This window comes from Pandoraea pnomenusa (assembly GCF_040391475.1).
GTDB lineage: Bacteria > Pseudomonadota > Gammaproteobacteria > Burkholderiales > Burkholderiaceae > Pandoraea > Pandoraea pnomenusa_C.
The window spans coordinates 15,433-40,652 of the sequence record NZ_JBEBXS010000032.1; the positions used below are offsets into that span (position 1 = coordinate 15,433).

The 25,220-nt window shown below is 65.4% G+C and carries 25 protein-coding genes; 16 read left to right on the forward strand and 9 right to left on the reverse strand.

The features are described 5' to 3' along the window. Positions 1–2: 2 nt before the first annotated feature. The 5 genes from ABWO90_RS22710 (at position 3) to ABWO90_RS22730 (ending at position 4,726) form a co-directional block, all read left to right on the forward strand. Positions 3–767 carry an ABC transporter ATP-binding protein gene (locus ABWO90_RS22710; protein ID WP_353193493.1) on the forward strand — a complete coding sequence of 255 codons (765 nt, stop codon included), beginning with the start codon at positions 3–5 and terminating at the stop codon, positions 765–767. Next, on the forward strand, positions 760–1,401 hold the full coding sequence (locus tag ABWO90_RS22715) for an ATP-binding cassette domain-containing protein (RefSeq protein ID WP_353193494.1): 642 nt from the start codon (positions 760–762) through the stop codon (positions 1,399–1,401). The genes ABWO90_RS22710 and ABWO90_RS22715 overlap by 8 nt, the downstream gene beginning before the upstream one ends. 53 nt (positions 1,402–1,454) lie before the next feature. Next, positions 1,455–2,615: an iron-containing alcohol dehydrogenase gene (locus ABWO90_RS22720; protein WP_353193495.1), complete on the forward strand. Its 1,161-nt coding sequence runs from the start codon at positions 1,455–1,457 to the stop codon at positions 2,613–2,615. Between the two features lie 378 nt (positions 2,616–2,993). Beyond that, positions 2,994–3,374 (forward strand): DUF1801 domain-containing protein, encoded by a 381-nt coding sequence (locus ABWO90_RS22725; RefSeq protein WP_353193496.1) that lies wholly within the window; start codon positions 2,994–2,996, stop codon positions 3,372–3,374. 638 nt (positions 3,375–4,012) lie between these two features. Continuing rightward, complete coding sequence (locus ABWO90_RS22730; RefSeq protein WP_353193497.1) at positions 4,013–4,726, forward strand: autoinducer binding domain-containing protein; 714 nt, start codon at positions 4,013–4,015, stop codon at positions 4,724–4,726. 94 nt (positions 4,727–4,820) lie between these two features. On the opposite strand, the gene ABWO90_RS22735 is transcribed toward ABWO90_RS22730, so the two are convergent. The 4 genes from ABWO90_RS22735 to ABWO90_RS22750 all read right to left on the reverse strand — a co-directional run bounded on the left by ABWO90_RS22735 (position 4,821) and on the right by ABWO90_RS22750 (position 9,790). Continuing rightward, a complete protein-coding gene (locus ABWO90_RS22735) occupies positions 4,821–5,951 on the reverse strand; it encodes a glycosyltransferase family 9 protein (RefSeq protein ID WP_353193498.1) in 1,131 nt (376 codons plus the stop codon). A gap of 201 nt (positions 5,952–6,152) precedes the next feature. Continuing rightward, positions 6,153–7,775, reverse strand: coding sequence for a rhodanese-related sulfurtransferase (locus tag ABWO90_RS22740; protein WP_353193499.1), 1,623 nt, complete (start codon positions 7,773–7,775; stop codon positions 6,153–6,155). A gap of 36 nt (positions 7,776–7,811) precedes the next feature. Continuing rightward, complete coding sequence (locus tag ABWO90_RS22745) at positions 7,812–8,483, reverse strand: cysteine dioxygenase family protein (RefSeq protein ID WP_353193500.1); 672 nt, start codon at positions 8,481–8,483, stop codon at positions 7,812–7,814. After that, entirely contained in the window at positions 8,480–9,790 is a 1,311-nt protein-coding gene (locus tag ABWO90_RS22750) for an acyl-CoA dehydrogenase family protein (protein WP_353193501.1), read from the reverse strand. Before ABWO90_RS22750 ends, ABWO90_RS22745 begins: the two co-directional genes overlap by 4 nt. 265 nt (positions 9,791–10,055) lie before the next feature. On the opposite strand from ABWO90_RS22750, the gene ABWO90_RS22755 reads away from it, so the two are divergent. From ABWO90_RS22755 to ABWO90_RS22795, 9 genes are all read left to right on the forward strand, one after another. Beyond that, positions 10,056–11,159: an LLM class flavin-dependent oxidoreductase gene (locus ABWO90_RS22755; protein WP_353193502.1), complete on the forward strand. Its 1,104-nt coding sequence runs from the start codon at positions 10,056–10,058 to the stop codon at positions 11,157–11,159. Positions 11,160–11,199: 40 nt separating this feature from the next. Next, on the forward strand, positions 11,200–12,105 hold the full coding sequence (locus tag ABWO90_RS22760; protein ID WP_353193503.1) for a class II aldolase/adducin family protein: 906 nt from the start codon (positions 11,200–11,202) through the stop codon (positions 12,103–12,105). Positions 12,106–12,161: 56 nt separating this feature from the next. Continuing rightward, positions 12,162–13,205 carry an ABC transporter substrate-binding protein gene (locus tag ABWO90_RS22765; protein ID WP_353193504.1) on the forward strand — a complete coding sequence of 348 codons (1,044 nt, stop codon included), beginning with the start codon at positions 12,162–12,164 and terminating at the stop codon, positions 13,203–13,205. Positions 13,206–13,211: 6 nt separating this feature from the next. Further along, a complete protein-coding gene (locus tag ABWO90_RS22770) occupies positions 13,212–14,330 on the forward strand; it encodes an ABC transporter permease (RefSeq protein ID WP_353193505.1) in 1,119 nt (372 codons plus the stop codon). Beyond that, on the forward strand, positions 14,324–15,172 hold the full coding sequence (locus tag ABWO90_RS22775; RefSeq protein WP_353193506.1) for an ABC transporter ATP-binding protein: 849 nt from the start codon (positions 14,324–14,326) through the stop codon (positions 15,170–15,172). Before ABWO90_RS22770 ends, ABWO90_RS22775 begins: the two co-directional genes overlap by 7 nt. 63 nt (positions 15,173–15,235) lie before the next feature. After that, positions 15,236–16,498, forward strand: a complete 1,263-nt coding sequence (locus tag ABWO90_RS22780) for a c-type cytochrome (protein WP_353193507.1) — start codon at positions 15,236–15,238, stop codon at positions 16,496–16,498. Between the two features lie 50 nt (positions 16,499–16,548). Beyond that, positions 16,549–17,517, forward strand: a complete 969-nt coding sequence (locus tag ABWO90_RS22785; protein WP_353193508.1) for an ABC transporter substrate-binding protein — start codon at positions 16,549–16,551, stop codon at positions 17,515–17,517. 121 nt (positions 17,518–17,638) lie between these two features. Next, positions 17,639–18,280, forward strand: a complete 642-nt coding sequence (locus ABWO90_RS22790) for a LysE family translocator (RefSeq protein WP_353193509.1) — start codon at positions 17,639–17,641, stop codon at positions 18,278–18,280. 80 nt (positions 18,281–18,360) lie between these two features. Then, complete coding sequence (locus ABWO90_RS22795) at positions 18,361–18,603, forward strand: DUF3820 family protein (protein ID WP_353193510.1); 243 nt, start codon at positions 18,361–18,363, stop codon at positions 18,601–18,603. A 111-nt stretch (positions 18,604–18,714) separates the two neighbouring features. Here the strand turns inward: ABWO90_RS22795 and ABWO90_RS22800 are convergent, their stop codons facing one another. From ABWO90_RS22800 to ABWO90_RS22810, 3 genes are all read right to left on the reverse strand, one after another. Further along, on the reverse strand, positions 18,715–20,235 hold the full coding sequence (locus tag ABWO90_RS22800; RefSeq protein ID WP_353193511.1) for an amidase: 1,521 nt from the start codon (positions 20,233–20,235) through the stop codon (positions 18,715–18,717). A gap of 183 nt (positions 20,236–20,418) precedes the next feature. Then, positions 20,419–21,216, reverse strand: a complete 798-nt coding sequence (locus ABWO90_RS22805; protein WP_502922682.1) for a substrate-binding domain-containing protein — start codon at positions 21,214–21,216, stop codon at positions 20,419–20,421. Between the two features lie 123 nt (positions 21,217–21,339). Beyond that, a complete protein-coding gene (locus ABWO90_RS22810) occupies positions 21,340–22,659 on the reverse strand; it encodes an MFS transporter (RefSeq protein ID WP_353193513.1) in 1,320 nt (439 codons plus the stop codon). 288 nt (positions 22,660–22,947) lie between these two features. Between ABWO90_RS22810 and ABWO90_RS22815 the strand changes: the two genes are divergently transcribed. Beyond that, entirely contained in the window at positions 22,948–23,874 is a 927-nt protein-coding gene (locus ABWO90_RS22815) for a LysR family transcriptional regulator (RefSeq protein WP_353193514.1), read from the forward strand. A 133-nt stretch (positions 23,875–24,007) separates the two neighbouring features. Then, positions 24,008–24,436 carry a hypothetical protein gene (locus ABWO90_RS22820; protein WP_353193515.1) on the forward strand — a complete coding sequence of 143 codons (429 nt, stop codon included), beginning with the start codon at positions 24,008–24,010 and terminating at the stop codon, positions 24,434–24,436. An 85-nt stretch (positions 24,437–24,521) separates the two neighbouring features. On the opposite strand, the gene ABWO90_RS22825 is transcribed toward ABWO90_RS22820, so the two are convergent. Together ABWO90_RS22825 and ABWO90_RS22830 are read right to left on the reverse strand one after the other, a co-directional pair. After that, positions 24,522–24,941 carry a type II toxin-antitoxin system HicB family antitoxin gene (locus tag ABWO90_RS22825; RefSeq protein ID WP_353193516.1) on the reverse strand — a complete coding sequence of 140 codons (420 nt, stop codon included), beginning with the start codon at positions 24,939–24,941 and terminating at the stop codon, positions 24,522–24,524. A 44-nt stretch (positions 24,942–24,985) separates the two neighbouring features. Beyond that, entirely contained in the window at positions 24,986–25,171 is a 186-nt protein-coding gene (locus ABWO90_RS22830) for a type II toxin-antitoxin system HicA family toxin (RefSeq protein WP_353193517.1), read from the reverse strand. Positions 25,172–25,220: the final 49 nt, after the last annotated feature.

Consider the following 25,220-nt stretch of genomic DNA (forward strand, 5'->3'; position numbering starts at 1 on the left):
AGATGGCATCGAATCACATCATTGAGGCCACGGGCCTGTACAAGACCTTCGGCAGCGTCACGCCGGCGAAGGACATCACGGTCAACATCGACGCGCAGAGCGTGGTCGGCCTGATCGGCACGAACGGCGCGGGCAAGACCACGTTCGTGAACATGCTCACCGGCTACATCAAGCCGGATCGCGGCGAGATCGTGTTCCGCGGCAAGCGCATCACCGGGCTGGCGCCGCGCAAGATTACGCGTCTGGGCATTGCGCGTTCGTTCCAGATCCCGCAGCTCTTCGGCTCGCAGACGGCACGCGAGAACATCGAGATCGCACTGGCGATCTCGGGTTTGTCTGCCGACCTGGCGAACGAGAGTCTGGCGCGCCTGGGCGTGCTGGAGTTTGCGGACATGATCTCGGGCACGTTGCCCGAAGGCGTGCGCAAGCTGCTCGACATTGCGCTGGCGATGGTCTGCAAGCCGGAGGTGTTGCTGCTCGACGAGCCGACGTCGGGCGTGGCGGCGGAAGAGAAGTTCGACGTGATGAACCGAGTGCTGGATGCGGCACGCGTGTTGGGCATCACGGTGCTGTTCGTGGAGCACGACATGGAGATTGTGCGGCGCTACAGCGACCGCGTGCTCGCATTCTGCGACGGCCGCATTCTCGCGGACGGTACACCGGACGTGGTGCTGGCCGACCCGCAGGTGCGCGAGTTGATCATTGGCGAGACGGTGGCCGCAGTGCCGGGCACCGCAGGGGTGGCAAGCGAGGTGGCCCATGCTTGAAGTCGGAAATCTGAATGTGCGCTTCGGCGCGACGGACATTCTTCGCGGGGTGCAGTTCTCGGTGCCGAAGGGCGCGATCGTGGGTTTGATCGGCCGCAACGGCGCTGGCAAGACGACGACGCTGCGCGCGATCATGGGGCTGGTGAAGGCGAACGGCGGCACGTTGACGTTCGATGGCGTGGATCTGGTGAAGGCGCCGTCGCATCAACGTACGTCGCTGGGCATCGGCTATGCGCCGGAGGACCGTCGTCTGATTCCGGACATGACGGTGGAGGAGAATCTGTGCGTGCCGGCCTGGGCATTGAAGGCGAAGGACGTGCAGGCGCGCCTGGACAAGGTCTACCGGATCATTCCGGAAGCGCGCGAATGGGCGCCGCGTCGCGCCTTGCAATTGTCGGGGGGCCAGCAGAAACTGGTGGCCGTCGGCCGCGCGATGATGACGAGCTCGCGCCTGCTGATGCTCGACGAACCGTTTGAAGGCGTGGCCCCCGCCCTGTCGAAGCGCATTGCCGAGGTGATCGGTCAGATGCGCGGCGAGGGCCTCGCGGTCATTCTTTCGGGCGCGGATCTGCAACACGCAGGTGCTGTGCTCGATAACGTCTATCGGATCGATCGCGGCCAGATGGTGGCGTGAGCATCCGGTGAGTATCTGAAAACGCTTGAAGAGAACGAATAGGGAAAACGATCATGAACGCATTTCGTTTCCAGACGGTACCGACCGTCGTCGTGGAATTTGGGGCTGCACGCCGTCTGGGCGCGCTGCTGCGTGAACAGTTTCCGACAGGCAAGCGCCTGTGCGTGGTCACGGACGGCTTTTTGCACAAGAGCGGTCTGCTGGCCCCGGCGCTGGCCGATCTGGCAAAGCATGACTGGCAGGTATCGGTGATCGACGACGTGATCGCCGATCCGCCCGAGCATGTGGTGCTCGAAGCCGCAGAACGCGCGCGCGCGGCCGACGCGGAGATCGTGCTCGGTCTGGGCGGCGGTTCGTCGATGGATGTGGCGAAGTTGCTCGCCGTGCTGCTGCCGGGCACGCAGTCGATCAAGGACATGTACGGCATCAAGAAGGTGACGGGCTCGCGACTGCCGCTGGTCCAGATGCCGACGACGGCCGGTACGGGCTCGGAAGTCACGGCGGTGTCGATCGTGACGACGGGTGAGACGACAAAGATGGGCGTGGTCGCGCCGCAGCTGTTCGCGGATCTGGCAATTCTCGACGCGGAACTGACGCTCGGCCTGCCGCGCGCCGCTACGGCAGCGACAGGGATCGACGCGATGGTGCATGCGATCGAGGCCTATACGTCCGCGCATCTGAAGAATCCGATCTCGGACATGCTGGCGGTGAAGGCGCTGGAACTGCTCTCGCGCAATCTGCTGCCCGCGTGCAACGACGGCGCCAACCGTAACGCCCGCGAAGCCATGCTGGTCGGCGCGATGTTCGCAGGGCAATCGTTCGCGAACTCGCCAGTGGCCGCCGTTCACGCGCTGGCCTATCCGATCGGCGGCATCTTCCACGTCGCCCACGGCCTGTCTAACGCACTGGTGCTCTCGCACGTGATGCGCTTCAATGCCCCGGCAGCCAGCAAGCTGTACGCCGAACTCGCCGACGTGATCCTGCCCTCGAAAGCCACCGGCAGCGACGAAGCGAAAACGGATGCCCTCATCCGTCACATCGAAGCAATGGTCGTCGATACCGCGATTCCTCGCACGCTGCGCGAAGTCGGCGTGAAGCAGGAGGACATCGCCCGCATGGCCTCCGATGCCATGCTCCAGACCCGTCTGCTGGTGAACAATCCCCGCGAGGTCAAGGAAGCCGACGCTTTCGCGATCTACTCCGCCGCGTTCTAACCGGCCCTCGACTCAGTACCGAGCGTGCCCCCCCGGGTCCGCTCGGTACTGAGTTTGCCCTTCCGAGTGCCATTCCTGATGGCCGCGTGCTGATCCGGCGCTACGCTCTCCCAGTGGCGTATTGGCGCCCTCCCGAGCATCGTCCCTCTTCCTGGGTTCTGATCGCTCCCCCCTCTCGGGTTCTGATCGCCCCCCGACGGACCGGGGCCCCTTTCCGCCTCTCAGACATAGACCCAACTCGATTCGGAAAGGGGCCCCGGTCCGTCTCCATGCTTCACTCCCCCGAATTCTCCCCAACTGCCCCCGTCGATACCCAGCGCCGTCGGCCCGCTACAATGCCCCTTCCTCTATCGTGTTTCCCCTGCCGGAGTCCGCGACATGCCGAAAACCTTCCCCTCCCCAGCCGAAGCCTCCGCCCTCATCGATGCCCGCATCGCCGAGCTCGATGACTGGCGAGGCACTACCCTCGCCCATCTGCGCAAGATCGTCACACACGCATCTCCCAACGTCGTCGAGGAATGGAAATGGCGCGTGCCCGTCTGGTCCTGCAACGGCATCCTCTGCACCGGCGAAGCCTATAAGAACGCCGTCAAAATGACCTTCCCGAAAGGTGCCACGCTTCCCGACCCCGCCCATCTGTTCAATGCAAGCCTCGAAGGCAATACCCGACGCGCCATCGACTTCCATCAAGATGACGCCATCGACGAAAAAGCACTGACCCAATTGATTCGCGCCGCAATCGAAGCGAATAGATCGTGACACTTTCCGTCTAAATCAGAAAACATTCAGATCCGAATATTTTCACAGAAAACCCACCAAAAACTACCGTGCATTTCGATAAACAACAAATTCACCAAAATTAAACTTTCAAACCATTTCAAGACAAAGAAATTTTAGAAATCACCAAATTTTTACAGCATTTTTACACGCAAACATGTAATACATCGCGACCGCCGCCCAGATGCCCCCGTACCCGATCCCAGCCAACTCACGTGCAAGTCATTGATTTAAATAATACTCATATAATTAAAAAATATCTTGATTTTCAAGAAGTCCCGATTTGCGATATTTTTGATGCACACATTGCAATCCCGATAGGCGGTTGATATTCTTCATTCCATTAATGCACGGATTGCATTTTTTACACGGGGATAGACCTCACCGGCATTGATACGTCATCGCTGATTAATTGATCGACGAGATCAAAAGAATCGACGCCTGACGTGAGCAACACCATCACTACGCTTTTATTCATTTCTCGAATCCGACGTTCTGACCTTGCCCAAGGGGACACGCGGCCATCGCCAGTTGCCGCGCCGGAATCGTTCGCGCGTGCGAATCGTGCTTCGGTAGTGAAACTGGCCAAATTGTCGTGACCCATCGTCCCGGAGGACGTGATGCCGCACCTGATGCGCCTGCTCGAAACGATCCATTCGGACTACGGCGAAGTGAACGACGCGAACCTGCTGTTCGAGCGCGTCGATCAGTTTTCGAAACGTATCGGTTTCGCGTTTTGCAGCTACGGCTTCCGGTACCACCGGAGTGCCACGCAGTCGGAAACGCTGGTCTTCGATAGCTATCCCGCCGGCTGGATGAGGCATTACCGCGAGCGAGGCTATCTCGCGATCGATCCGACGATCGAAGCCGGCATGCGCAGTCAGTCGTTGATCCCGTGGGACGATCCAACGCTGTTGCCCGCAGACGCGCTATGGCGCGACGCGCATGACTTCGGCCTGAATCACGGTGTCGCCCGCTCCAGCTGGGGGCCACACGGCGAGTTCGGGCTGTTGACTTTCAGCCGAGGAGAAGACGCACTCACCGCAACGGAATTGAACTCGCTTCGCGTCGGCATGGGCGTGCTGGCGAACTACACGCATGAGGCGATGAGCCGGCTGCTGCGCCCGCAACTTCGGCAGTTCGATTTCGATTCGCTATCGGCGCGAGAAAGAGAAGTCCTGCTGTGGACCGCCGAGGGGAAAACTGCCGACGAAATTGGCGAGATCCTCGGCATCTCTACACGCACCGTGAACTTTCACATCCGCAATTGCCTGGACAAGACGGGCTGCCGCAACAAGGTGCAGAGCGCTATTCGCCTGGTCATGTGGGGCTGACACGCCCGCCTGTGACAGGCCGCAGCAGGATCCATTCGGCGACGTCGCGTCGCGCCACGCTCCCCGGACGGTGGCGGCAAATGGCTTGGCCGGGTCAGCGCAAACGGGCGGGTGCCGCGCGCAACGCGTCGATGACGGTGTTGGCGAGTTCGTCGGGATCCACTGCGCTCACATCGCTCTCCGTCTGCAATGGCGTGGATTGACAACGCGGCGTGAGGCGCAGATAAGGTGGTTCTGCCTTGGCGAACAGCGTGACGCTCGGCGTCGGGGTGGTGTGCGCCACGTGCATCAGACCGCCGTCGGCACCGACGAAGAGCGACGCATTGGCAATCACGCGCTTGGCGTCGCGAAGGGTCAGTTGCCCGACGAACGAGGTCAGTTGCAGATGGACGAACTTCGCCTCCATCAGGGCGCGCGCGGCGTCCACCCCGTTGCCCGACCCCAACATCACGATCCCGGCCGGCATGCCGGGCGTGTACGCAATGTCGTAGGCCTGCAGAAACTCACGCCAGTGCGCATACGTGCGGCGCGGCTCGACACCGCCCATCGCCAGCATGATGAACGGCCCCGGCGGCAATTGCTGCGCAATGGTATCGGGCAGGTCGGACTCCTCGCGCAAGTACGGCTTGGCGCGAGCGAACAATGCATCGGACGACAACCCCAGCGAGAAGACGTCGTTGACGGCCGCGAGACTGAACTGCGTCTGGTTGCGATCCGGTCCGTGAAAGAAACGGAACAGACACGCGAACGGCAACGCGGCGAAGTGCTTGCGCTTCAGGCGCAAGGTTGGATAGTTGAATTCCTGCAGAACGACGACGTCGTAGTCGCCCGGATTCACGCGCGCCGGATCGTCGAAGATGTTCCGGAAGATATCGTCGCCTTCGAAGACCGCCTTCAGCCCTGGCGAGATCAGCAGGTCGATGGGACCCTCCCGGTCACGCAGCAATGCGCGCCCGGACATGTCCATCACGGCATCGCCCACCGACGCCTTGCCGCCGTAGATCCACAGCACGCGCGCATCGGGGGCGACGTGAGGCACCTCACGGTTCGCCTGCCCGCTCATGGCCAGACGCAAGCGGCGGTGCAAATACTTCTTGGCCACCGTGAGCGACGACGTGCGCTGCATGAAGACGTCGGGCTCGTGATACACCCACGCATAGGGAATGCGGGTGCTCGGCTCGGTGAGGGCGCCCAGTCGACGGGCAATGAAACGCTGCAATGGCATGGTCGAATCGGAAGCGAGTCGGCCGCGGCCCCCCGTCCGTGTCTCAGGCATCGCTCGCGGTCATGCGAGCGATGCCCCTGTCGCGAACGGCTCAGGCGGCGGCGTCGGAAGTTCGGGAGTATGCCACGTCTACCCACACCGCCGATAATGCGCGCCCCGGTGCCCATCGGCGCGCGCAGGCCATCGGCTTACGAACGTCGCTTACACGACCTGGAAATGATGCGTGCCGTCGCGACGCAGTTGTTCGACGAGGCCGAACTCCCAGTCGAGATACGCCTGCATCGCCTCGGCCGCGTTGTCAGTGCCTTCGTACGGTCGGCGATAGCGGTCGTCGCGCGCACTGGCCAGACGGGTCTCGCCCGATTCCAGCGGCAGTCCGGCGTTGATCCATGCCTGCGTGCCGCCTTCCAGTACGACGATCTCGGCATCCGTCAGACGCCGCAGATCCGCCGCCGCATACCGTGCAAGCAGGCTGGAGCCGCATGTCAGCACGTATCGTTGCGCCGGCCCGACCTTGCGCAGCGCCTCGGCCAGACGCGCACGAATGACGAACCACGCCCCCGGAATGTGCCGCTTGACGTAGTTCACGCCCGACGTGAAGTCGAGCACGGCCACCTGCCCCGGCGTCGCTTCGTCGAGCCAGCGTGCGAGCAACGCGGGCGCGACGCTCGCCACGTCGGGAGCGCTCGGTGTGTGCAGCGGCCACCCGCCCTGCGCATCGCGCTCGAGTTCGCCATGCGGCTCGACGACATACACCGTCCAGCCCATCTGCGCGAGCCACGACCCGGTCATGTCGGCACGCACGCCGTCGTCGTCCGCAAGCACGATCCACGCGCCGCGCACCGGCACCTGATGATCGGTTTCCTGAACGAGTTGACCGCCCGGTGCGCTCGCAAAGTCCGGCAGGTGCCCGGCCGCGTACTCTTCCGGCGTGCGCACGTCGAACCGGTAGACGGTGCGTCCCGGCGCATTGAGCGACGGCACCTCCGCCAAAGCGATACGACGCACCCCGGCACGATCCGCCACGGCGCGCGCGCCCTCTCTGGCGACCGCCAGTGTCGCTTCGCGCACCGTTGCCGGATGTCGGCGGTCGGCCCCGCGCTCCAGCGTCTGTCCGGCGAGCGTCCAGCCGATGGTGCCGTTACGCAGCGCCGCCACCGGATTCGGCAGTCCGGCGTTGACCAGCGATTGCGTGCCGATGATGCTGCGCGTGCGTCCCGCGCAATTGACGACGACGCGCGTGGCCGGGTCGGGCGCCAGTTCGCGCACGCGCAGCACCAGCTCGGCACCGGGCACGCTCGTGGAGCCGGGAATGTTCATGGTCTGGTATTCATCGAAGCGACGCGCGTCGACGATCACCACGTCGGCCTCGGCGTCGATCAGCGCCTGCACTTCCTGCGCCGAGAGCGACGGCGTGTGACGCAAGCCCTCGACCCATTCGCCGAACGCCTTGCTCGGCACGTTCACATCGCGAAAGACTTCGCCGCCTGCCGCAATCCATCCGTCGAGACCTCCCTCGAGCAGATTGACGTCGGTATAGCCGAGTTGGCGCAGCACGGCAGCGGCCTGTGGCGCGAGATCGTGGCCGTCATGCTCGCCATACAGGACGATGCGCGTGTCGCGGCGCGGAATGCGCGCCCACGCTTCGATTTCCACGCGCGAAAGCGGCAGATTCGCTGCCCACAGCGGGTGCGTCTGTGCGAACGGGTCTTCTTCGCGCACGTCGAGCAACGCGATTTCCTCGCGGGCCAGCAAGGCGGCGCGCACGTCGGCAAAACGCAGCACGGGGAAAGCGAGGTCGGATGAATCGGTTTGGACGGGCACGGCAATTCCTTGAATGCGTGAGAAGTGAATTCGATCTTACTGCGAACGACCAGGCGCTCGCTCGGCGGGGCGTCCCCACGGATTGGGGAGTTGCGCATTGGCGTAACCGGAGACGAATCCCTTGCGTTCACCCGTCTCGGTAAAGACGCTGCGATGCACGGCGCCGATGTTGGCGCCATAGACGTGGATGCTCACCGACACCCGGTCGGCGTGCGCATTGCTCACGCGATGAATGTCGCCCAGACGCGGCGAAAGCACTTCCACATCGCCCGGCGACAACCGGACCGGATCGCCGGCGACGACCGGCACACCGTTCGCATCGAGCACGAACGGCTGCGAATCTTCCGCACCGCGCAACATGCCGATCAGGCCCCACACGGTGTGGTCATGAATCGGCGTGCGCTGCCCCGGGCCCCACACGAAGCTCACGATCGAGAATCGCTGCGCGGAATCGCAGTGCAACAGGAATTGCTGGTAATGCTCGGGATGCGGCGTGGCGAACGCCTCAGGCAGCCAGTCGTCGCGCGCGACGAGTTGGGCAAGCAGCCCGGCGCCCTCTTCAAGCAGCGTGGTCTCGTGCGGACGGCGCTCGAGCAATCGCGAGAACCCCGCGACGAACGTGCGCAAGGGATCGAGCGCTTCGTAAACTTTCGCATCGTGCCCGGCCAGATCGCCAGCCAGACTGATGTCGTTCACACCTGCAGTCATACGGATTCCCGGAAAACAGCGAGCGCCTGCCGGCCGGCGGCGCCCAGAATGGAGTCGTTCTGCGGCGTGTGAATGCGGCTGCACAGCACGTCGCGGTGATAGCGCTCGAGCGGGTTGTTGCGTGAGAGCCCATGGTTGCCCGACAACTGCAACGCCAGTTCGAGCGCCCGGATCGCATTGCCCGTCACCGTGAACTTTAGCGCACCGCTGGCAATATCGTCATCGGGTTCTCCCGCATCGGCCGCCACCGCAGCGGCATCGAGCAGCCGCCGGTTGACGTGGAGCAGTGCGGCGATCTCGCCCACGGTCTCCTGAATGCGCGGCACGGTGGCCAGCGGCGCGCCCAGATTGCCGGGCACGCGAGTATTCAGGAACGTGACGAGCCAGTCGAGGCCCGCGCGCGCCACGGCGTCGTACAACGTGCCGAGCAGCACGCTCATCCACGCCTGTTGCTCGATGTGAGCGTCGGTGTCGCGCTGGCCGATGCCCGCCGGCGCCCACTCGTGCAGAGGCCGGATGTCGACGGCGTTGCCAAACGGCAGATCGATGTCTTCGAGGATGACTTCATGGCTGCCGGAGGCGCGCAACCCGAGATGGTCCCAGTTCTGCACCACGCGAATTCCGGGACGATCCGGCACGTCTTGCGATCCGGCCGGACGCGGTACGAGAAACACCCCGACGCGGGGCTCGGGTTCGTCCGTGCGCGCCCAGACCGACAGCCAGCGCAGCGCGGGAATGCCGGTGCAATAGAGCTTGCGCCCCGACAGACGCCAGCCCGATGGCGTACGCCGGGCGATGGTCGACGGTAACCCGCCACGCGCCGGCGTCCCCAGATCGGGCTCCACGCGCAGCGCATTGATGAGGGCCCCGTCGCGCACTGCGCTCTCGAACACCGCGTGGCGTTGGGCCTGCGGCCAACGCGTGTTCCCACGCGCGAGCGCACGATGCTGGAGATAGGTCATCGTCAACACCAGCGCTGTCGCCGACTCGCCCGCTGCGACGGCGCCCACGATGCGACGCGCCACGACGAGCCCGCCGCCGCCGCCGCCGGCATCGCGCGGCACCACCTCGGCAATCAGTCCGTGACGCTGCAACAGTGCGAAGTGATCGAAGGGAAAGCGAGCGTCCCGATCGAGCAGCGATGCCCCCTCGGCGAACGCGCACGTGACGGACGGCAACAAGGCATCGAGTTGTGCGAGGCGTGCAATGCCCTCGGCACGGGGCAGCAGCAAAACGCTGGACGATGTGCCCGAAGATGTGCCCGAAGACGCGCCCGAGCGCGCCACCGGATGAGCGGAAGAAGCCATGATTTTGGAATAAGCAAATACGCGCGGAGCGCACCATGCGCCGTCTTGCGTAGTGCCGATAGCGTAAGACGCTGCGGGCCGCGGCCCAACCATCCATATCGAATAATCTTTGCGTAAATGATTATTTAACGGCCGAAGATTGTTTGCGTAGGCTCACTCCCGTTCACTGTCTTATCGTCTTCCACTATCGAACGATGGGCGTGTAGCGCAAACCGACCCACGTCGTCGCCGTGCACGCGCCTCTTTTCCCTACCAGGAGTGCGTCATGAGCGTCGAAATCATCGGCATGATCCAAAGCAGTAAGCAATCCGAAATACATCCGCAGCAAGGTGCCGCCGTCGACCGCGACTACGTGCGCAACTTCGCCCGCGCCCACGAGCAATCGGGCTTCGACCGGATTCTCGTGCCGCATCATTCCACGAGCCCGTCGGCGACGCTCACGATTGCCTACGCGTCGACCGTGACCGAGAACATCCACTTCATGCTCGCGCATCGCCCGGGCTTCGTGGCGCCGACGCTGGCCGCACGCCAGATCGCCACGCTCGACCAGTTCAGCGGCGGGAGACTGGGCGTTCACTTCATTTCCGGCGGCTCCGATGCCGAGCAGGAACGCGACGGCGACTTCCTCTCGCACGACGAGCGCTATGCCCGCACCGACGAGTACCTGAACATCCTTCGCCGCATCTGGACGGAGGACACCCCGTTCGATCACGACGGCAAGTATTACCGCTTCAAACAAGGCTTCTCCGAGGTCAAACCCGTACAGCAACCGCACGTGCCGATCTTCTTCGGCGGCGCGTCGCCTGCGGCGCTGGACGTGGCGGCCAGACACGCCGACATCTATGCACTGTGGGGCGAATCGCTCGATCAGGTGCGCGACCTCACCACGCGTGTGCGCGCCGCAGCCGCGGTGCACGGACGCACCCCGCGCTTCTCCGTGTCGTTCCGCCCGATCCTGGCCGAGACGGAAGAGAAAGCGTGGGCGCGTGCCGACCGGATCCTCGCGCAGGCCAAGGCGATTCGCGAGGCCGCGGGACTGCCGCAAGGCTCGGCCCTGCAGAGCGAAGGAGCCCGTCGCCTGCTGGCAGCGGCCGACAAGGGCGCGCGTCTGGACAAGGTGCTGTGGACCGAGATCGCCAAGCTCATCGGCGGACGCTCGAACTCGACGGCGCTCGTCGGCACGCCCGAGCAGGTGGCCGACGCGTTGCTCGATTACTACGACCTCGGCGTGAGCACGTTCCTCATCCGCGGCTTCGACCCGCTGGGCGACGCCATCGACTACGGCCGCGAGTTGATTCCGCGCCTGCGCACACTGGTCGCCGAACGCGACCGCGCGAACGGTACCGACGCGAATCGCCGCGCCGCCTGACGCCATCTGCCGCCACCATCGATCACCAGGAGCCTGCCCCATGTCCGCCGTTCTGCCCGTCGATTCCCAGGCCTTTGCCCGTCCGACGCCGCCCACTCCCGCCACCGCCACCGGCACCGCCCGCACCACGATCACGCCGACCGGCCTCGTGCTCAACGCCGCGCCGCAGCAGCGCTTCTGGTTCGATCCGCCGCCGGTTCGCAGCGACGTACTCGCCGAGCGCCGCCATCGTCAGACGCGTCTGGCCGCCGCGTTCCGCATCTTTGCGCGCCACGGCTTCGACCTCGGACTCGCGGGCCACATCACCGCTCGCGATCCCGAGCTGACCGATCACTTCTGGGTCAATCCGCTCGGGGTTCACTTCTCGCGCATCAAGGTCTCGGATCTGCTCCTCGTGAACGCGCGCGGCGAAACCGTGGTGGGGGATCGGCCGCTGAACAAGGCCGCGTTCGCGATTCACGCCGCGATCCACGAGGCGCATCCGCATCTCGTGGCCGCCGCACACACGCACTCCACCTACGGCAAGGCCTGGTCGACGCTCGGCCGCCCGCTCGATCCGCTCACGCAGGACTCGTGCGGCTTCTTCGAAGACCATGCCCTGTTCGACGACTTCACCGGCATGGTGGTCGACGACAGCGAAGGCAACCGCATTGCCAACGCCCTGAACAAACCCGGCGGCAACGGCACCGTCAAGGGCGTGATCCTCAAGAACCACGGCATTCTCACCGCCGGCCCGACGGTCGAGGCCGCAGCGTGGTGGTACATCGCACTGGAGAACGCCGCGCACACGCAACTGCTTGCGCAGGCTGCCGGCACGCCGGTGCCCATCGACGAAGCGACCGCGCGCTACACGCACAGTCAGGTCGGCGGCCCCGAAGGCGCGCTGTACTCGTTCGAGAGCCTGTATGAAGGGCTCGTCGCCGCCGAGCCCGATCTGCTCGACTGAAGCGCTCGCGCGTCTCTCTCACACAACCATCAGAATGCCAAAGGGGAGTCGTCTCCATGAAGTTTCGCCACACCGCTACCGAATCGGCCGTCACGACATCACTTGACGTGAGCGCCAGCCGCCGCAAGGTGCTTCGTGCGGGCACCGCCGCCGCGCTCGCCGCCCCGGCACTGTTACTCGGGCGTCGCGCGTGGTCGCAGCCGCGCAAGCTCACCTTCGCCTGGAACCAGAACTCGTTCTGCCTCACGCCCATCGTCGCCGCGCAGGAGCGCGGCTTCTTCGAAAAGAACGGGCTTCAGGTCGATCTGATCAACTACAGCGGTTCCACCGACCAGTTGCTCGAATCCATCGCCACCGGCAAGGCAGACGCCGCCGTGGGCATGATCCACCGCTGGCTCAAGCCGCTCGAGGCCGGCTTCGACGTGAAGATCATCGGCAGCTCGCACGGCGGCTGCGTGCGACTGCTCGGCGCGAAGGCCGCGGGCGTGACGTCGCTTGCCGCGCTCAAGGGCAAGACCATCGGCGTGTCCGACCTCGCCGCCCCGGGCAAGCACTTCTTCCAGATTCTGCTCGCCAAGCACGGCATCGACGCCGATCGCGACATCACGTGGCGTCAGTACCCGGCCGACCTGCTGGGCGTGGCCGTCGACAAGGGCGAGATTCAGGCCATCGCCGACGGCGATCCGAATCTGTATCTGCTGGAAAAGCGCACCAACGGCGCCTACGTGGAGCTGGCCACCAACCTGAGCGGCGAGTACGCCCGCAAGGTGTGCTGCGTGATCGGCGCGCGTGGCGAACTGGTGCGCAACGACCGCGCCGCCGCCAGTGCGCTCGCCCGTTCGATCGTGCAGGCCACGGAATTCGTCAACGAGAACCCGAACGAAGCCGCGAAGATCTTCGCGAAATACTCACCGAAGATCAGCCCCGAGGACCTGCGCAAGCTGTACGCCACGCTGACCTATTCGCACCATCCGACCGGCGTCGATCTGCGCGACGAGATCGCGTTCTTCGCCGACGATTTCCGCCGTATCGGTGTACTCAAGAAGTCCACCGATCCGCAGAAACTGGCGCAGCACGTCTACGCCAATGTCCTGGGATAAACGACCATGAGTGCCATTCTGGATAACGCCGCGCTGCGCGGGGCTTCCCCCGCCGGTGCGCTCGAACTGGCGGAGCAGACGCAGGGCACGCCGCTGCGCTTGCCCGCGCAGCCCTTCGACGAGACCGAGATCGATCAGCTTTTCGCTGCACCGCGTACGCCTGCGTTGTGGGGCGTCGGGTTTGCCGCTGCACTTGCCTGGGCGGCCTTCGGCGCGCTCACGCTGCGCTGGCCCAACAAGGTGGTCGGCTTCTCCGACTGGGCCTTCACCGACGAACTCGGCGTCGTCGCGCTCGTGGTGGCGGCGTCGCTCGCGGTACTGTCCGTGGCGGGGCGGGCCACGCCCCCCCTGCTGCGACTGCGCGAGGCGCTGACCGGCGCCGGGCCGTGGCTCGTCGCCATCGCGCTCGTGCTCGCCGCGTGGGAGATCCTCACGGCGAAGACCGGCACGTTGCCCACGCCGTTCTTCGCGCCGCCGCAGTCGCTCATCGAGGTCTATACGGAGGACTGGCGACGGCTCGGCGACAGCGCCGTGAACACCCTCAAGCTGCTCGGCATCGGCTTCGGACTCGGTGCCGTCGCAGGGTTTCTGATCGGCGTGTCGATCGGCTGGTCCCGCGCGATCGGCTACTGGGTGCATCCGGTGCTGCGCGTGCTCGGACCGGTGCCCGCGACCGCGTTGCTGCCGCTCACGTTCTACTTCTTCCCCTCGAGTTACTCGGCGGCCGCGTTCCTCATTGCCCTGTCGACGGCGTTCCCGGTCGCGGTGCTCACGTGGTCGGGCGTCGCGGGCGTGAACAAGAGCTACTACGACGTGGCGCGCACGCTCGGGGCCTCGGAAGCGTTTCTGGTACTGCGCGTCGCGATTCCCGCGGCGCTGCCCAACGTGTTCGTCGGACTGTTCATGGGACTGGGCGCGTCGTTCTCCGTGCTCGTGACGGCCGAGATGATGGGCGTGAAATCCGGCCTGGGCTGGTACCTCACCTGGGCGCAAGGCTGGGCGTCGTACGTCAACATGTACGCCGCGCTGATCGTCATGGCGCTGCTGTTCTCCGGCGTCATCACCCTGCTCTTCACCGTGCGCGACCGCGCGCTCGCCTGGCAGAAAGGAACCGTCAAATGGTAAGCCCGGCAACCTCCACGGCAACGCACGCGCGGTCTCTCGCCGCCGAGCCGCCAACGCCCCTGCTGCCGCCGCATGCGGCCAACGGCACCGGCGCACGAATCGACATTCGGGGCGTCAGTCACTGGTTCGGCACGCAGCAGTCGCCACTGCAGGTGCTCGACGGCGTGGACCTGAACGTCGCGCCCGGCGAATTCGTGGCGCTGCTCGGCCCGAGCGGGTGCGGCAAGTCCACGTTGCTGCGTCTGGTCGCGGGACTCGAAACCGCCACGCGTGGCAGCATCACGCAGGACGGTGACGTCATTACGCGCCCCGATCCTTCGCGCATCGTGGTGTTTCAGGACCCCACGTTGTACCCGTGGCGTACGGTGCGTGATAACGTCGCGCTCGGCTTGCAGGCGCGTGGCGTGCTCGCGAAAGCGCGCCCTCGAGTCGATGCCGCGCTGGCGCGGGTCGGGCTCGCCGACTTCGCCGACGCGTTTCCGCATCAACTTTCCGGCGGCATGGCGCAGCGTGTGGCGCTCGCTCGCGCGCTGGTCAACGATCCGCGTCTGTTGGTGCTCGACGAACCGCTCGGCAAGCTCGATTCGCTCACGCGGCTCGCCATGCAAAGCGAGCTGGTCGATCTGTGGCAACGCGCCGGTTTCTCCGCCTTGCTCGTCACGCACGATGTCGAGGAAGCGCTCTTTCTCGCGCAGCGCGTGATCGTCTTCAGTGCGCGTCCGGCGAGGATCGTGGCCGAGCTGCGCGTCGACCTGCCGTATCCACGCCATCGCGGCGATGCACGCATCAACGAACTGCGCCACGAAGCGCTCCGACATCTGGGGCTCGATGCAAGCTGGTAATTCGGGAAACGCGAGTCATGCGGGCAACGCCCGCCAGCTTCGCAAGCACGGCGGGGGGCGCCGATGACGTCGCCGCCCTCGCACCTTTGGCTGAACGCGCTGCTGCAAGCGCTTCAGTTCGCCCAATCCGCCGTGCTGCACGCACTGTACGCGCTCGGCATCACCGATGACATTTACGGCGCCCCGGCGTGGCCGTGGGACGTGCGCATCGCCGGTGAAAATCTCGTGATCGATGTGGCGCTCGCGCGGCAATTCGCGTGGATGCTGGCGGCGATCGCCTTCGCACTCGCCTGCGTGTTGCTGGCTCTCGTTTGGCGACGCGCATGGCACCGGCTGCTGATTGCGGCCTTGGCCGCCGTCGCCATCGCCCCGTGGCCGTCGCCTTCGCTATGGCTCACCGCGGCCGTGCCCACGAGTTTCCACAGCAACCCGACGGGTTTCACCGTGCAGAGCATTGCGCGCGGCGAACGCGTGTACACGGCGCAATGCGCCGCCTGCCACGGTGCGGACGGACGCGGCGAAGGACCGCTCGCCGACACGCTGCGGCGCTGGCCACCGACGATGGCCAGCGCGCTGTTGGGCCGTCGCGCCGACGGCGATCTGTTCTGGCACGTCTTGTATGGCATGCGCGACGATCAGGGCGTGACCATGCCCGCCTTTGCCGGACGGCTGAGCGAGCGCGAGATCTGGGGGGCGCTCGACTACATGCGTGTGCTCTCGGCGTCTGCGGGTATGGCAGCGGGGGGTAGCTGGCCGGTGCCGATTGGCCTGCCGGCGCTTGCCGTGAAATGCGCGAACGCACCCGCGCGGGACATCGCGGCATGGCGCGCGACGCAACGGGTTCGTGTCGTTGCCGTCGACGCAACGCACCCCGCGCCATTCGAAGACCCGCGCTTTGTCACGCTGCTCGTGACGGAAGACGGTCAGGTGCCCCGCCAGACGCTCGCCTCGCCCGGCCTTCGCAAGGTGGCGGCACGCCGCGACGATGCCGCCCCCGCCACCGTCACCCCGCTTTACGGCGCACGCGCGGACTGCGTGGCCGACACGCCCGGGGCATGGCAAGTCTTCGCGCAGATCGCCGGCACGTCGCCATCACGTCTGGCCGGCACCGAATGGCTCGCCGATCGCGACGGCTGGCTGCGCGCGCTCGCGCCGGCCGGACGTCGCGGCTGGGCCGATGGCGGGCTGATGTGCACCACGTCGACCAATCTCGACACGTCGCCACGCGGCACGCCGACGGCAATGCGTGCCGACCCGCTCAGTGTGACGCTGCGCGAGATCGACGACGACCCAGTGCGATTCGTCAAAGGCGGCTTCGTGCATTAGTCCGCAGGCGCCACCCGTTCAATTCTTCCGACGCTTCACAGGCACTCCACATGACGATTTCCCGACGCCGCTTTCTGCAATACCTCACGACTTCCAGCGCCGCAGGCACCCTGACCACGCTCGCGCTGCCCGGACTGTCATACGCCCAATCCGGCCGCCCGTTGCTCAAGGCGGGCGATCAGAAAGGCGGGCTTCGCGCGTTGCTCGAAGCCGCAGGCGAACTCAAGCAATTGCCCTACGACATCCAATGGACCGAGTTTCCGGCAGCCGCACCGCTGGCCGAAGCGCTTAATGCGGGTGCTGTCGACTGCGGACCGATCGGCGACGCGCCGGTCATCTTCGCGCTCTCGGCCGGGGCCGCGATCAAGATCATCGGCGCCAACCGTTCCGACGCCTACGGCACCGCCGTGCTTGTCCGCCCGGATGCCACGCTGCGCACGACGGCCGATCTGAAAGGCAAGAACATCGGCACGACGCGCGGCTCCATCGGGCACTTCGTGACGCTCAAGGCAATCACGGCCGCCGGTCTCGCGCCGGGCGACGTCAACTTCCGGTTCCTGCCGCCCGCCGACACGGTCACGGCACTGGCCAGCGGGTCCGTCGACGCCTGGGCGACCTGGGAGCCTTACACCGCCGTGGCCGAGACGACCGGACGCGCCCGGGTGCTCGCCAACGGCCGCGGCCTCTGGTCGGGACTGAGCTACCTCGCAGCGACCGACGCCGCCATTGCCGCCAGGCAGGAAGTGCTGCGGGATTTCCTGGCACGCGTGGTGCGCGCGCAGGTCTGGTCGTATCAACATGTCGACGCCTACTCGGCCACGATGGCGCGCATCATCGGCATTCCGCCCGAAGCCGCGAAACTTCAGTTCTCGCGACGTGCCACGAAGTGGCGCAACATCGACGACGCGCTGATCGCCGAGCAACAGCGCACGGCCGACTTCTACTCGCAGGTCGGCCTGCTGCGCCAACCGCTCGACGTGAGGCCGACATTTGATCGGCGCTTTCCGCTGGGGGTGTGACACCACGAGCCTCTGCGCCCGATGCAACTGGCTCGGTCGAAGATTGACGAAGTGTCTATGGCGTTCGCAGATGCGCGCCGTGACACTTCGCAGGTTCCCACCGCCCGGTCCAAGGTTTGCCATGCTCGCCAGCGCCACACTCTCCGCGCATCTGCTGATCGCCTTTACGGCGTACTTCGTCAACGCGGCCAGTCCGGGGCCGAGCAACCTGGCCATCATGTCCATCGCGGCGAATCACGGCCGCCGCCCCGCGTTGACGTTCGCACTGGGCGTCATGTCGGGTTCGCTCTTCTGGGCGATGATCGCGACACTGGGGGTCTCGGCCACGTTGCTCGCCTATTCGCAGTTTCTCGTCGTCATCAAGCTCTTCGGCGGCCTCTATCTGTTGTGGCTGGCGTTCAAGTCGGCGCGCTCGGCGATGCGTGCGTCGGATTCGGCGGCCACGGTGCCGGTCGGTGCCGATGGCAAGCTCTTGCTCCGACGGCTGTACCTGCGCGGCACGCTGCTGCACCTGACCAATCCCAAGGCCGTGCTCGGATGGGTCTCCGTCGCCGCGTTGTCGTCTACGCCGGACGGCGGCATGCCCTGGATCGTGGTGCCCGGCTGCGCCGCGCTCGGCCTGACGATCTTTTGCGGCTACGCGGTTCTGTTTTCCACGCGTGCAGCACGACGCGTCTATCTACGCCTGCGCCGCTGGCTCGACGGCTGCCTCGCCGTGGTCTTCGGCACCGCCGGCTGGCAATTGCTGACGTCACGCATCTGAACGACGTGGCAGACACGTCGGGCACGAAGGACAGGGCGTGTGGTAGCGTGATGCCTTTCGTCCGCCCTGCTCCGCCTTTCATGATCGATTTCGATGCCGACGCGCTCATGCGTCTCGTGACCACGCCCATGCCGTTCGGCAAGCACAAGGGCACGCTCATCGCCGATCTGCCTGGCAACTACCTGAGCTGGTTCGCACGCGAAGGCTTCCCGCCGGGCGAGATCGGTCGCCTGCTCGCCCTCATGCACGAGATCGATCACAACGCCTTGGGCGAGCTACTGCGGCCTTTGCGCGCGCATGCCCAAGGCGCCCGGGGCCGCTGACGGGTTGGCGACGATTCGCCAGGGTTTCGATGGAGAACCGCCAACGGCCCCGTCGGCGGGGACGCGGCAGGACAGGAGCCCGGCCGCGCTTTGCGCATCAGTGATGCGGTATCAGCCTCGCGTAAGCATGGATGGCAGATGGCGTTGTACCCATTGCGTCTGCTGCTCATGGGCGTGCGCCAGTTGCAGCACCGCGAGATCCGCCTGCGCCGGGCCGATGATCTGCAATCCCATCGGCAAGCCGCGCGCGTCGAAGCCGACCGGCACGCTGATCGCCGGCAAGCCCGCCAGCGTCGGCCCGATCACGACCTCCATCCAGCGGTGATAGGTGTCCATCGACCGGCCCGCCACCGACGACGGCCAGTGCGTTTGCGCCTCGAACGGGAACACCTGTGCCGACGGCAGCAGCAGGAAGTCGTAGCGCTCGAACAGACGCGCCAGTGCGCGATACCACTCGCTGCGATCGATCGACGCACGGAAGACATCCGAGGCGCGCAACGCCTGACCGCCCTCGACCTCCCACTGCGCCTCCGGCTTGAGCTTGCCGCGGCGCGCCGGATCGGCATACAGATCGCCGAGCGAACCATTGACCAGCCAGTGCCGCAACGTCAGCCACGTCTGCCACAGACGGTCCGCCGCGAAATCCGGCACGCACGCTTCGACCTCGCAGCCCATCGCCGCGAAGTCGCGCAACGACGCTTCGCACAGCGCCATCACGCCGTCTTCCATCGGCAGATGCCCACCGTAGTCGCCCAGCCAGCCGAGTTTCAGGCCCTTCACATCACGTTGCAGCGCGTTCGTGAAGTGCGACGCATCATGGGCAATCGAGAGGGGACTGCGGGCGTCGTAGCCCGACTGCGTGGCGAGCAATTGCGCCACGTCGGCGACGGTACGGCCCATCGGCCCTTCGGTGCTCAATTGCTGGACGAAGACTTCCGGTGCGGGGCCGTAAGGCACACGCCCCTGCGACGGACGAAAGCCGTACACGTTGCCGAAGGCGGCCGGATTGCGCAGCGAACCCATCATGTCGCTACCGTCGGCCACCGGGAGCATGCGCAGCGCGAGCGCGCTGCCCGCCCCGCCACTGCTGCCGCCCGCGATGCGCGTGGGATCGTACGCGTTACGGGTGGTGCCGAACACCGGGTTGTAGCTGTGCGAGCCGAGACCGAACTCGGAGACGTTGGTCTTGCCGATGAACACCGCACCTGCGGCGCGGATGCGCGCCACGCTGATGCTGTCCTGCGTGTCGGGATCGGCCGAGGTCAACGGCGAGCCCTTGCGCGTGGGGAGCCCTGCGCATGAAGCGAGATCCTTCACGGCATGCGGCATGCCGTGCATCCAGCCCATCGACTGTCCGCTCGCCAGTTGCCGGTCGCGCTCGTCAGCCTGTGCGAGCAGCGCGTCGGTATCGCGTATCGACACAATGGCATTGACCGCCGGATTGACCGCCTCGATGTGGGCGAGATAGGCCTGCATCACCTCGCGGCACGATACACGCCGGGTGTGGATGGCCTTGGACAAGGCCAGCGCGTCGAGCGCGACGATGTCGTTCAGATCGGGCGCGGCTGCCCCCGATCGGGCAGCCTGGGCGTATGTGGATGGGTTGGACGGTGTCGCTGGCGCGAGGGCCATGTCTCTCTCCTTGGCGTGGCGTCGTCGTTGACGACGCCTTGGTTTGACACGTCATTGTCAGCCAAACCCGCCAAAGATGCCGAGGGGAAAATTAAGCCCGTTAAGCCCGCCCGGGCACACGAGACACGTTGGTTCACATCTTCATCGATGCGCGCCGCCCGTTGGGGACGACGCCATCGATAGTCAGTGGACGAGCGGATCGAGGCCGGTAGACTCGACGTCCTTCGCCACGGAAGGCGCAGCCATGTACATCAGGAGCTTCTTCGCCGCTTCCGGATGCGGTGCCGCGACCGGCACGCCGCCGGCGAAGCGCGTGACCGATTGCAGCGACTCGGGGATCTTCCCGGCAAAGGCGACGCCCTTCACCGGCAGCAATTCGCTCACCTGCTGCAATCCCATCGCGTAGTCGCCTGCGGCCACTTTCTCGGCCACGGGCGTCTTCTGCACCATGACCGACTTGCCGCGCATCTGATCGGCAATGCCGAGCTTGCTGAACAACTCGCGCTCGACGTACACGCCGCTGGCGCTGTCGGAATAGGCCACCGACTTCGCAGCGAGCAACGCGGCCTTCAGTTTCTCCGGCGAGCTGACATCAGGCACCGTATCGCCCGCTTTCACGACGACCCCGATGCGCGAGTCGGCCAGATCGACGCGCGAATCGGCGCGCACCTTGCCGGCCTTGATGAGATCGTCGAGGGCATAGCCGACCATGATGACGACGTCGGCCGACTCGCCGCGCGCCAGTCGATTGGGGATCGCCTCGGGCGCCTTGCCCATCGACGGGCCCCACGCCGTGTCGACGTGGTCGCCGCTCGCCGCTTCGAACTTAGGCAGCAGCAATTTGTAGGCAGCCGTGAAACCGCCGGAATTCATCACGCGCAGATCTTCGGCATGCACGGGGGCAGCGCCAAGGAGCGCAGTCGCGGCGATCCCGGCGCCGAGGACGGAAAGCAGACGGCGCACGCGTGCCGGGGCGGTCATCGTGTTCATGAAGTTGTCTCTCTGAGTGTTGTTCTTGGGGATGTGCGTACGTCGGATGGCGTACGGCTCGAAAATCACGACAGGCGCGCCGGACCGAAGCCCTTCGCGCCTGTCTCTCGAACGTCAGCCAGCCGCGAGTTCGGTGGAAGTGCGGCCCTGGCCACCAGTACGGCCGCGATAGAGCAACACCGTCGCACAGATCGCGCACAGGGCAGCAAAACTCATCCAGTAGCCCGGCGCAGCCTTGTCGCCCGTGGCGTGGATCAGGTATGTCGACAGGGCCGGCGTGAAGCCGCCGAAGAGCGCCGTCGCGAGGCTGTAGGCGAGCGAGAAGCCGGCCACCCGCACGTCGGGCGGCATGACTTCGGTCAGCGCCGGGATCATCGCGCCGTTGTACATGCCGTACAGGAACGACAGCCACAGCAGCGCAACCAGCATGCGCGTGAAGCTCGGCGCCTGCACAAGGAACGTCAGCACCGGATACGCGGACACCAGCGTGAGTCCGGCGAACAGCAGCAACACCGGACGGCGTCCGATGCGATCCGACAACGTGCCGCCGATCGGCAACCAGATGAAGTTCGATACCCCCACGCACAGCGTCACGAGCAGCGCGTCGGCGCTCGAGAGGTGCAGCACGCTCTTGCCGAACGTCGGCGCGTAGACCGTGATCAGGTAGAACGCGGTGGTGGTGAGCGCCACCAGCATGGTGCCGCCAATCACGACGCCGGCATTCGCCGCCATCGAACGGAACACTTCGCCCACGGACGGATGACGCTTGCGCTGCTTGAACTCGTCGCTCTCTTCGAGCGAGCGGCGCAGCGCGAAGATTACCGGCACGATCATGCAGCCCACGAGGAACGGCAGACGCCAGCCCCACGCCGCGATCTGCTGCGCGGTCAACGTGAGCGAGAGCGTGAAGCCGAGCGCCGCCGAGACGACGATAGCGACCTGCTGGCTGGCAGACTGCCAGCTCGTGTAGAAGCCCTTGCGGCCCGGCGTGGCGATTTCCGCGAGATAGACCGACACGCCGCCGAGTTCGGCGCCGGCCGAGAAACCTTGCAGCAAACGGCCGATCAGCACCAGCACCGGCGCAGCGAGTCCGATGGTTTCGTAACCGGGCACGAAGGCGATGAGGATGGTGCCGCTGGCCATGATCGCCAGCGTGGTGACGAGGCCCTTGCGGCGGCCAACGTTATCGATGTACGCGCCAAGCACGATGGCACCGAGCGGTCGCATCAGGAACCCTGCACCGAACACGGCGAAGGTCAGCATGAGCGAGGCGAATTCGCTGTCCGTCGGGAAAAAGACCCGCGAGATCTGCGTGGCGTAGAAACCGAACAGGAAGAAGTCGAATTGTTCGAGGAAGTTACCGGCCGTCACGCGCACGACTGCGCCGACTTTCGAGGGGCGACGCGTAACCGCGTCTTGGGGGCGCTGTGACATGCGCTGTCTCCGTGTTGCTTGCGGCCCGGGGGGTCGAGCCGACAATGAATCGTCGCACTGCGTCTCTGCCTGGGACTTGTTCATCGTCACGGACGCTTTTTGAAGCCGCCAATGGTGCGCCGGAAGTTCCCCCGTTGTGAATTGCAAGTTTTGGAAGGATTGATGCGCATCCGCTATCAATCGTAAGATGCTGATGCGCCTACCGAGCGGTAACACGGTACACTCTGCGCCGCCTTGTTCCGCTCAGCCTCCGGCTGCCCCGGCGCCAGGCACTTTACCGACGATCTCATGGCGATCAACTTCGATCTGAACGACTTGCAGGCCTTTCGCGCGGTGGCGCAACTCGCGAGCTTTCGCCGCGCGGCCGAGTCCATTCACCTTTCGCAACCCGCACTCTCGCGTCGTATCGACAAGCTCGAAGACGCGCTGGGCGTGAAGCTGTTCGAGCGCAGCACGCGGCGGGTCGCGCTGACCAATGTCGGGCGGGCGTTCGCCCGCGATGCGGAGCGGATTCTCGACGACCTCGACAACGCGCTGCTCGGGATTCGCGACGTGGCGTCGTCGAGTCTGGGACACGTGACGATCGCGTGCGTGCCGTCTGCCGCGTACTACTTCATGCCCCAGGTGATTTCCCGTTATCACCGGGCGTTTCCCCGCATTCGCATTTCGGTGCTCGATGCGAGCGCCAACGAGGTGCTCTCGGCGGTCGCGAACGGCGAGGCCGATTTCGGACTGAACTTCATCGGCAGCCAGGAGCCGAACATCGAATTCAAGCTTCTGCTGCAGGAGCGTTACGTGGCAGCCTGCCGCCGCGATCACCCGCTCGCCGGCAAGAAGCGCGTGACATGGCGCGAGCTTTACGAATACGACTACATCACGGTCGGCAAGGTCTCGGGCAACCGGCTCTTGCTCGATCAGGCGCTGACGGGGTTGCCGCAGCGTCCGCCGAGCATTTGCGAGACGCAGCACGTCACCACCATGCTGGGACTGGTCGAGGCGGGACTCGGTGTGGCCGCGGTCCCGACGATGGCAATGCCCGGTGGCGACCATCCACTGCTCACGAGCGTGCCGCTGATCGACCCGGTGGTCACGCGACGCGTGGGCCTGATCCGCAGCAAGGCCCGTCCGCTCTCGCCCGCAGCGGCGCAGTTGTACCGCCACGTCGCGGACATGAAAGTGCCTTCGCGACGTCGAGCGACAGGCGATTCGCTATAACCAAATCGGCGCGAATGCACGCGCAGTAACAGTTTGTTACCCGTCTTACGCGCGACGAAACAATCGAGCCGCAGCACGGGGGGATCGCGTCTTTATACTTCCCTCGCGTCAACCCGAATCGAAATCAAGACCCATGTTCAAGCGAATTCTCCCGATGGTGGCCATTGCCACGCTGGCAGCAACCACCTCCCTGACGGCCTCGGCCAGTGATATGAACAATGCCCTCGGCGGTGCGCTGGGCGGTGTCGCGGGCGCGGCCGTGGGCGGTGCGCTGGGCGGCAGCACCGGTGCCGTGGTGGGCGGCGCGGTCGGCGGCGGTGCCGGCGGCGCGATGACGTCGAACCGACGCGAGCGTACGGGCGCCATCCTCGGTGGTGCGTTGGGCGGCGGTGCCGGCACGGCAGCCGGCAATGCGATGGGCGGGCGCACGGGCGGATTGCTCGGCGCGGCCGTGGGCGGCGGCGCCGGTGCCGCGCTCGGCGGCAACATGTCGCGTTCCAGCTCGTATGACGACGATCACCACCACGGCAAGCGCCGCGGCCATCGCAAGCACCATCATTGATCGAGCTGCGTCGGCCGAAACGAAGCGCCCCGCAGATGCGGGGCGTTTGTTTATGCGGTTTGCAAAGGCTGCGAAGGCGCGAATCTCATACCGCCCTGACTTCGAGCCGTTTTCCCAAGACAGCGAACGCCGTCTCGACAGCGTCCAGCCGCGACGCATAGCCAAGCTTCAACAAACGGTCGACCTGCACCTGATTGACATGCATGCGTCGGGCCAACTCGGCTTTTCTCACGTTCTGCGCAACCATCTCGTTTGCCAACAGGACCTTGATCGACGCCATGATCGGCAACGTCACCGTTGACTGCCCGCGCTTGGGGCGAGAGGGCCAGGGGATCGGCCGTTTCTGGGCAAAGTAGAACTCCAGTGCGGCCTCCAGCGCCTCGAGCGCCTGCTCACGCGCGTCGGCCTCGTCTTCGCCGACGGTGATCGCTTCCGGCACATCCGGAAATGTAACGAGCAGCGTTCCGTTCGAGTCACGCTTGAGCGTCATGGGATAGGTCAACATGGCTTACCTCTGGATTCGTAGCTTGGCCGGGGGACAGGCGGGGATCATTGCAGTCCCAGCTGTCGTTTGATCGCACTCACAAGGCCCGTGCCGATCTCTTTCGCACCGTGATCGGGAAACACCGTCGAACGCCCGTTAAGCGTTACGCGAAAGTGGCTCGAACCGGCCCGGTGCTGCTCGAACGTCGCACCCTGCCGCCTCAGCCACCGGCGAAATTCGCTGTACTTCATGCCTCACCTGCGATGGATTTGAATGGTACAACAGTTTTGTTGTGAATTC

Excerpts from the sequence above, each read along its gene's own strand:
- ABWO90_RS22710 (WP_353193493.1), top strand. The coding sequence starts at position 3 with ATGGCATCGAATCACATCATTGAGGCCACGGGCCTGTACAAGACCTTC.
- ABWO90_RS22715 (WP_353193494.1), top strand. The coding sequence starts at position 760 with ATGCTTGAAGTCGGAAATCTGAATGTGCGCTTCGGCGCGACGGACATT.
- ABWO90_RS22720 (WP_353193495.1), top strand. The coding sequence starts at position 1,455 with ATGAACGCATTTCGTTTCCAGACGGTACCGACCGTCGTCGTGGAATTT.
- ABWO90_RS22725 (WP_353193496.1), top strand. The coding sequence starts at position 2,994 with ATGCCGAAAACCTTCCCCTCCCCAGCCGAAGCCTCCGCCCTCATCGAT.
- ABWO90_RS22730 (WP_353193497.1), top strand. The coding sequence starts at position 4,013 with ATGCCGCACCTGATGCGCCTGCTCGAAACGATCCATTCGGACTACGGC.
- ABWO90_RS22735 (WP_353193498.1), bottom strand. The coding sequence starts at position 5,951 with ATGCCATTGCAGCGTTTCATTGCCCGTCGACTGGGCGCCCTCACCGAG.
- ABWO90_RS22745 (WP_353193500.1), bottom strand. The coding sequence starts at position 8,483 with ATGACTGCAGGTGTGAACGACATCAGTCTGGCTGGCGATCTGGCCGGG.
- ABWO90_RS22750 (WP_353193501.1), bottom strand. The coding sequence starts at position 9,790 with ATGGCTTCTTCCGCTCATCCGGTGGCGCGCTCGGGCGCGTCTTCGGGC.
- ABWO90_RS22755 (WP_353193502.1), top strand. The coding sequence starts at position 10,056 with ATGAGCGTCGAAATCATCGGCATGATCCAAAGCAGTAAGCAATCCGAA.
- ABWO90_RS22760 (WP_353193503.1), top strand. The coding sequence starts at position 11,200 with ATGTCCGCCGTTCTGCCCGTCGATTCCCAGGCCTTTGCCCGTCCGACG.
- ABWO90_RS22765 (WP_353193504.1), top strand. The coding sequence starts at position 12,162 with ATGAAGTTTCGCCACACCGCTACCGAATCGGCCGTCACGACATCACTT.
- ABWO90_RS22770 (WP_353193505.1), top strand. The coding sequence starts at position 13,212 with ATGAGTGCCATTCTGGATAACGCCGCGCTGCGCGGGGCTTCCCCCGCC.
- ABWO90_RS22775 (WP_353193506.1), top strand. The coding sequence starts at position 14,324 with ATGGTAAGCCCGGCAACCTCCACGGCAACGCACGCGCGGTCTCTCGCC.
- ABWO90_RS22780 (WP_353193507.1), top strand. The coding sequence starts at position 15,236 with ATGACGTCGCCGCCCTCGCACCTTTGGCTGAACGCGCTGCTGCAAGCG.
- ABWO90_RS22785 (WP_353193508.1), top strand. The coding sequence starts at position 16,549 with ATGACGATTTCCCGACGCCGCTTTCTGCAATACCTCACGACTTCCAGC.
- ABWO90_RS22790 (WP_353193509.1), top strand. The coding sequence starts at position 17,639 with ATGCTCGCCAGCGCCACACTCTCCGCGCATCTGCTGATCGCCTTTACG.
- ABWO90_RS22795 (WP_353193510.1), top strand. The coding sequence starts at position 18,361 with ATGATCGATTTCGATGCCGACGCGCTCATGCGTCTCGTGACCACGCCC.
- ABWO90_RS22800 (WP_353193511.1), bottom strand. The coding sequence starts at position 20,235 with ATGGCCCTCGCGCCAGCGACACCGTCCAACCCATCCACATACGCCCAG.
- ABWO90_RS22805 (WP_502922682.1), bottom strand. The coding sequence starts at position 21,216 with ATGACCGCCCCGGCACGCGTGCGCCGTCTGCTTTCCGTCCTCGGCGCC.
- ABWO90_RS22810 (WP_353193513.1), bottom strand. The coding sequence starts at position 22,659 with ATGTCACAGCGCCCCCAAGACGCGGTTACGCGTCGCCCCTCGAAAGTC.
- ABWO90_RS22815 (WP_353193514.1), top strand. The coding sequence starts at position 22,948 with ATGGCGATCAACTTCGATCTGAACGACTTGCAGGCCTTTCGCGCGGTG.
- ABWO90_RS22820 (WP_353193515.1), top strand. The coding sequence starts at position 24,008 with ATGTTCAAGCGAATTCTCCCGATGGTGGCCATTGCCACGCTGGCAGCA.
- ABWO90_RS22825 (WP_353193516.1), bottom strand. The coding sequence starts at position 24,941 with ATGTTGACCTATCCCATGACGCTCAAGCGTGACTCGAACGGAACGCTG.
- ABWO90_RS22830 (WP_353193517.1), bottom strand. The coding sequence starts at position 25,171 with ATGAAGTACAGCGAATTTCGCCGGTGGCTGAGGCGGCAGGGTGCGACG.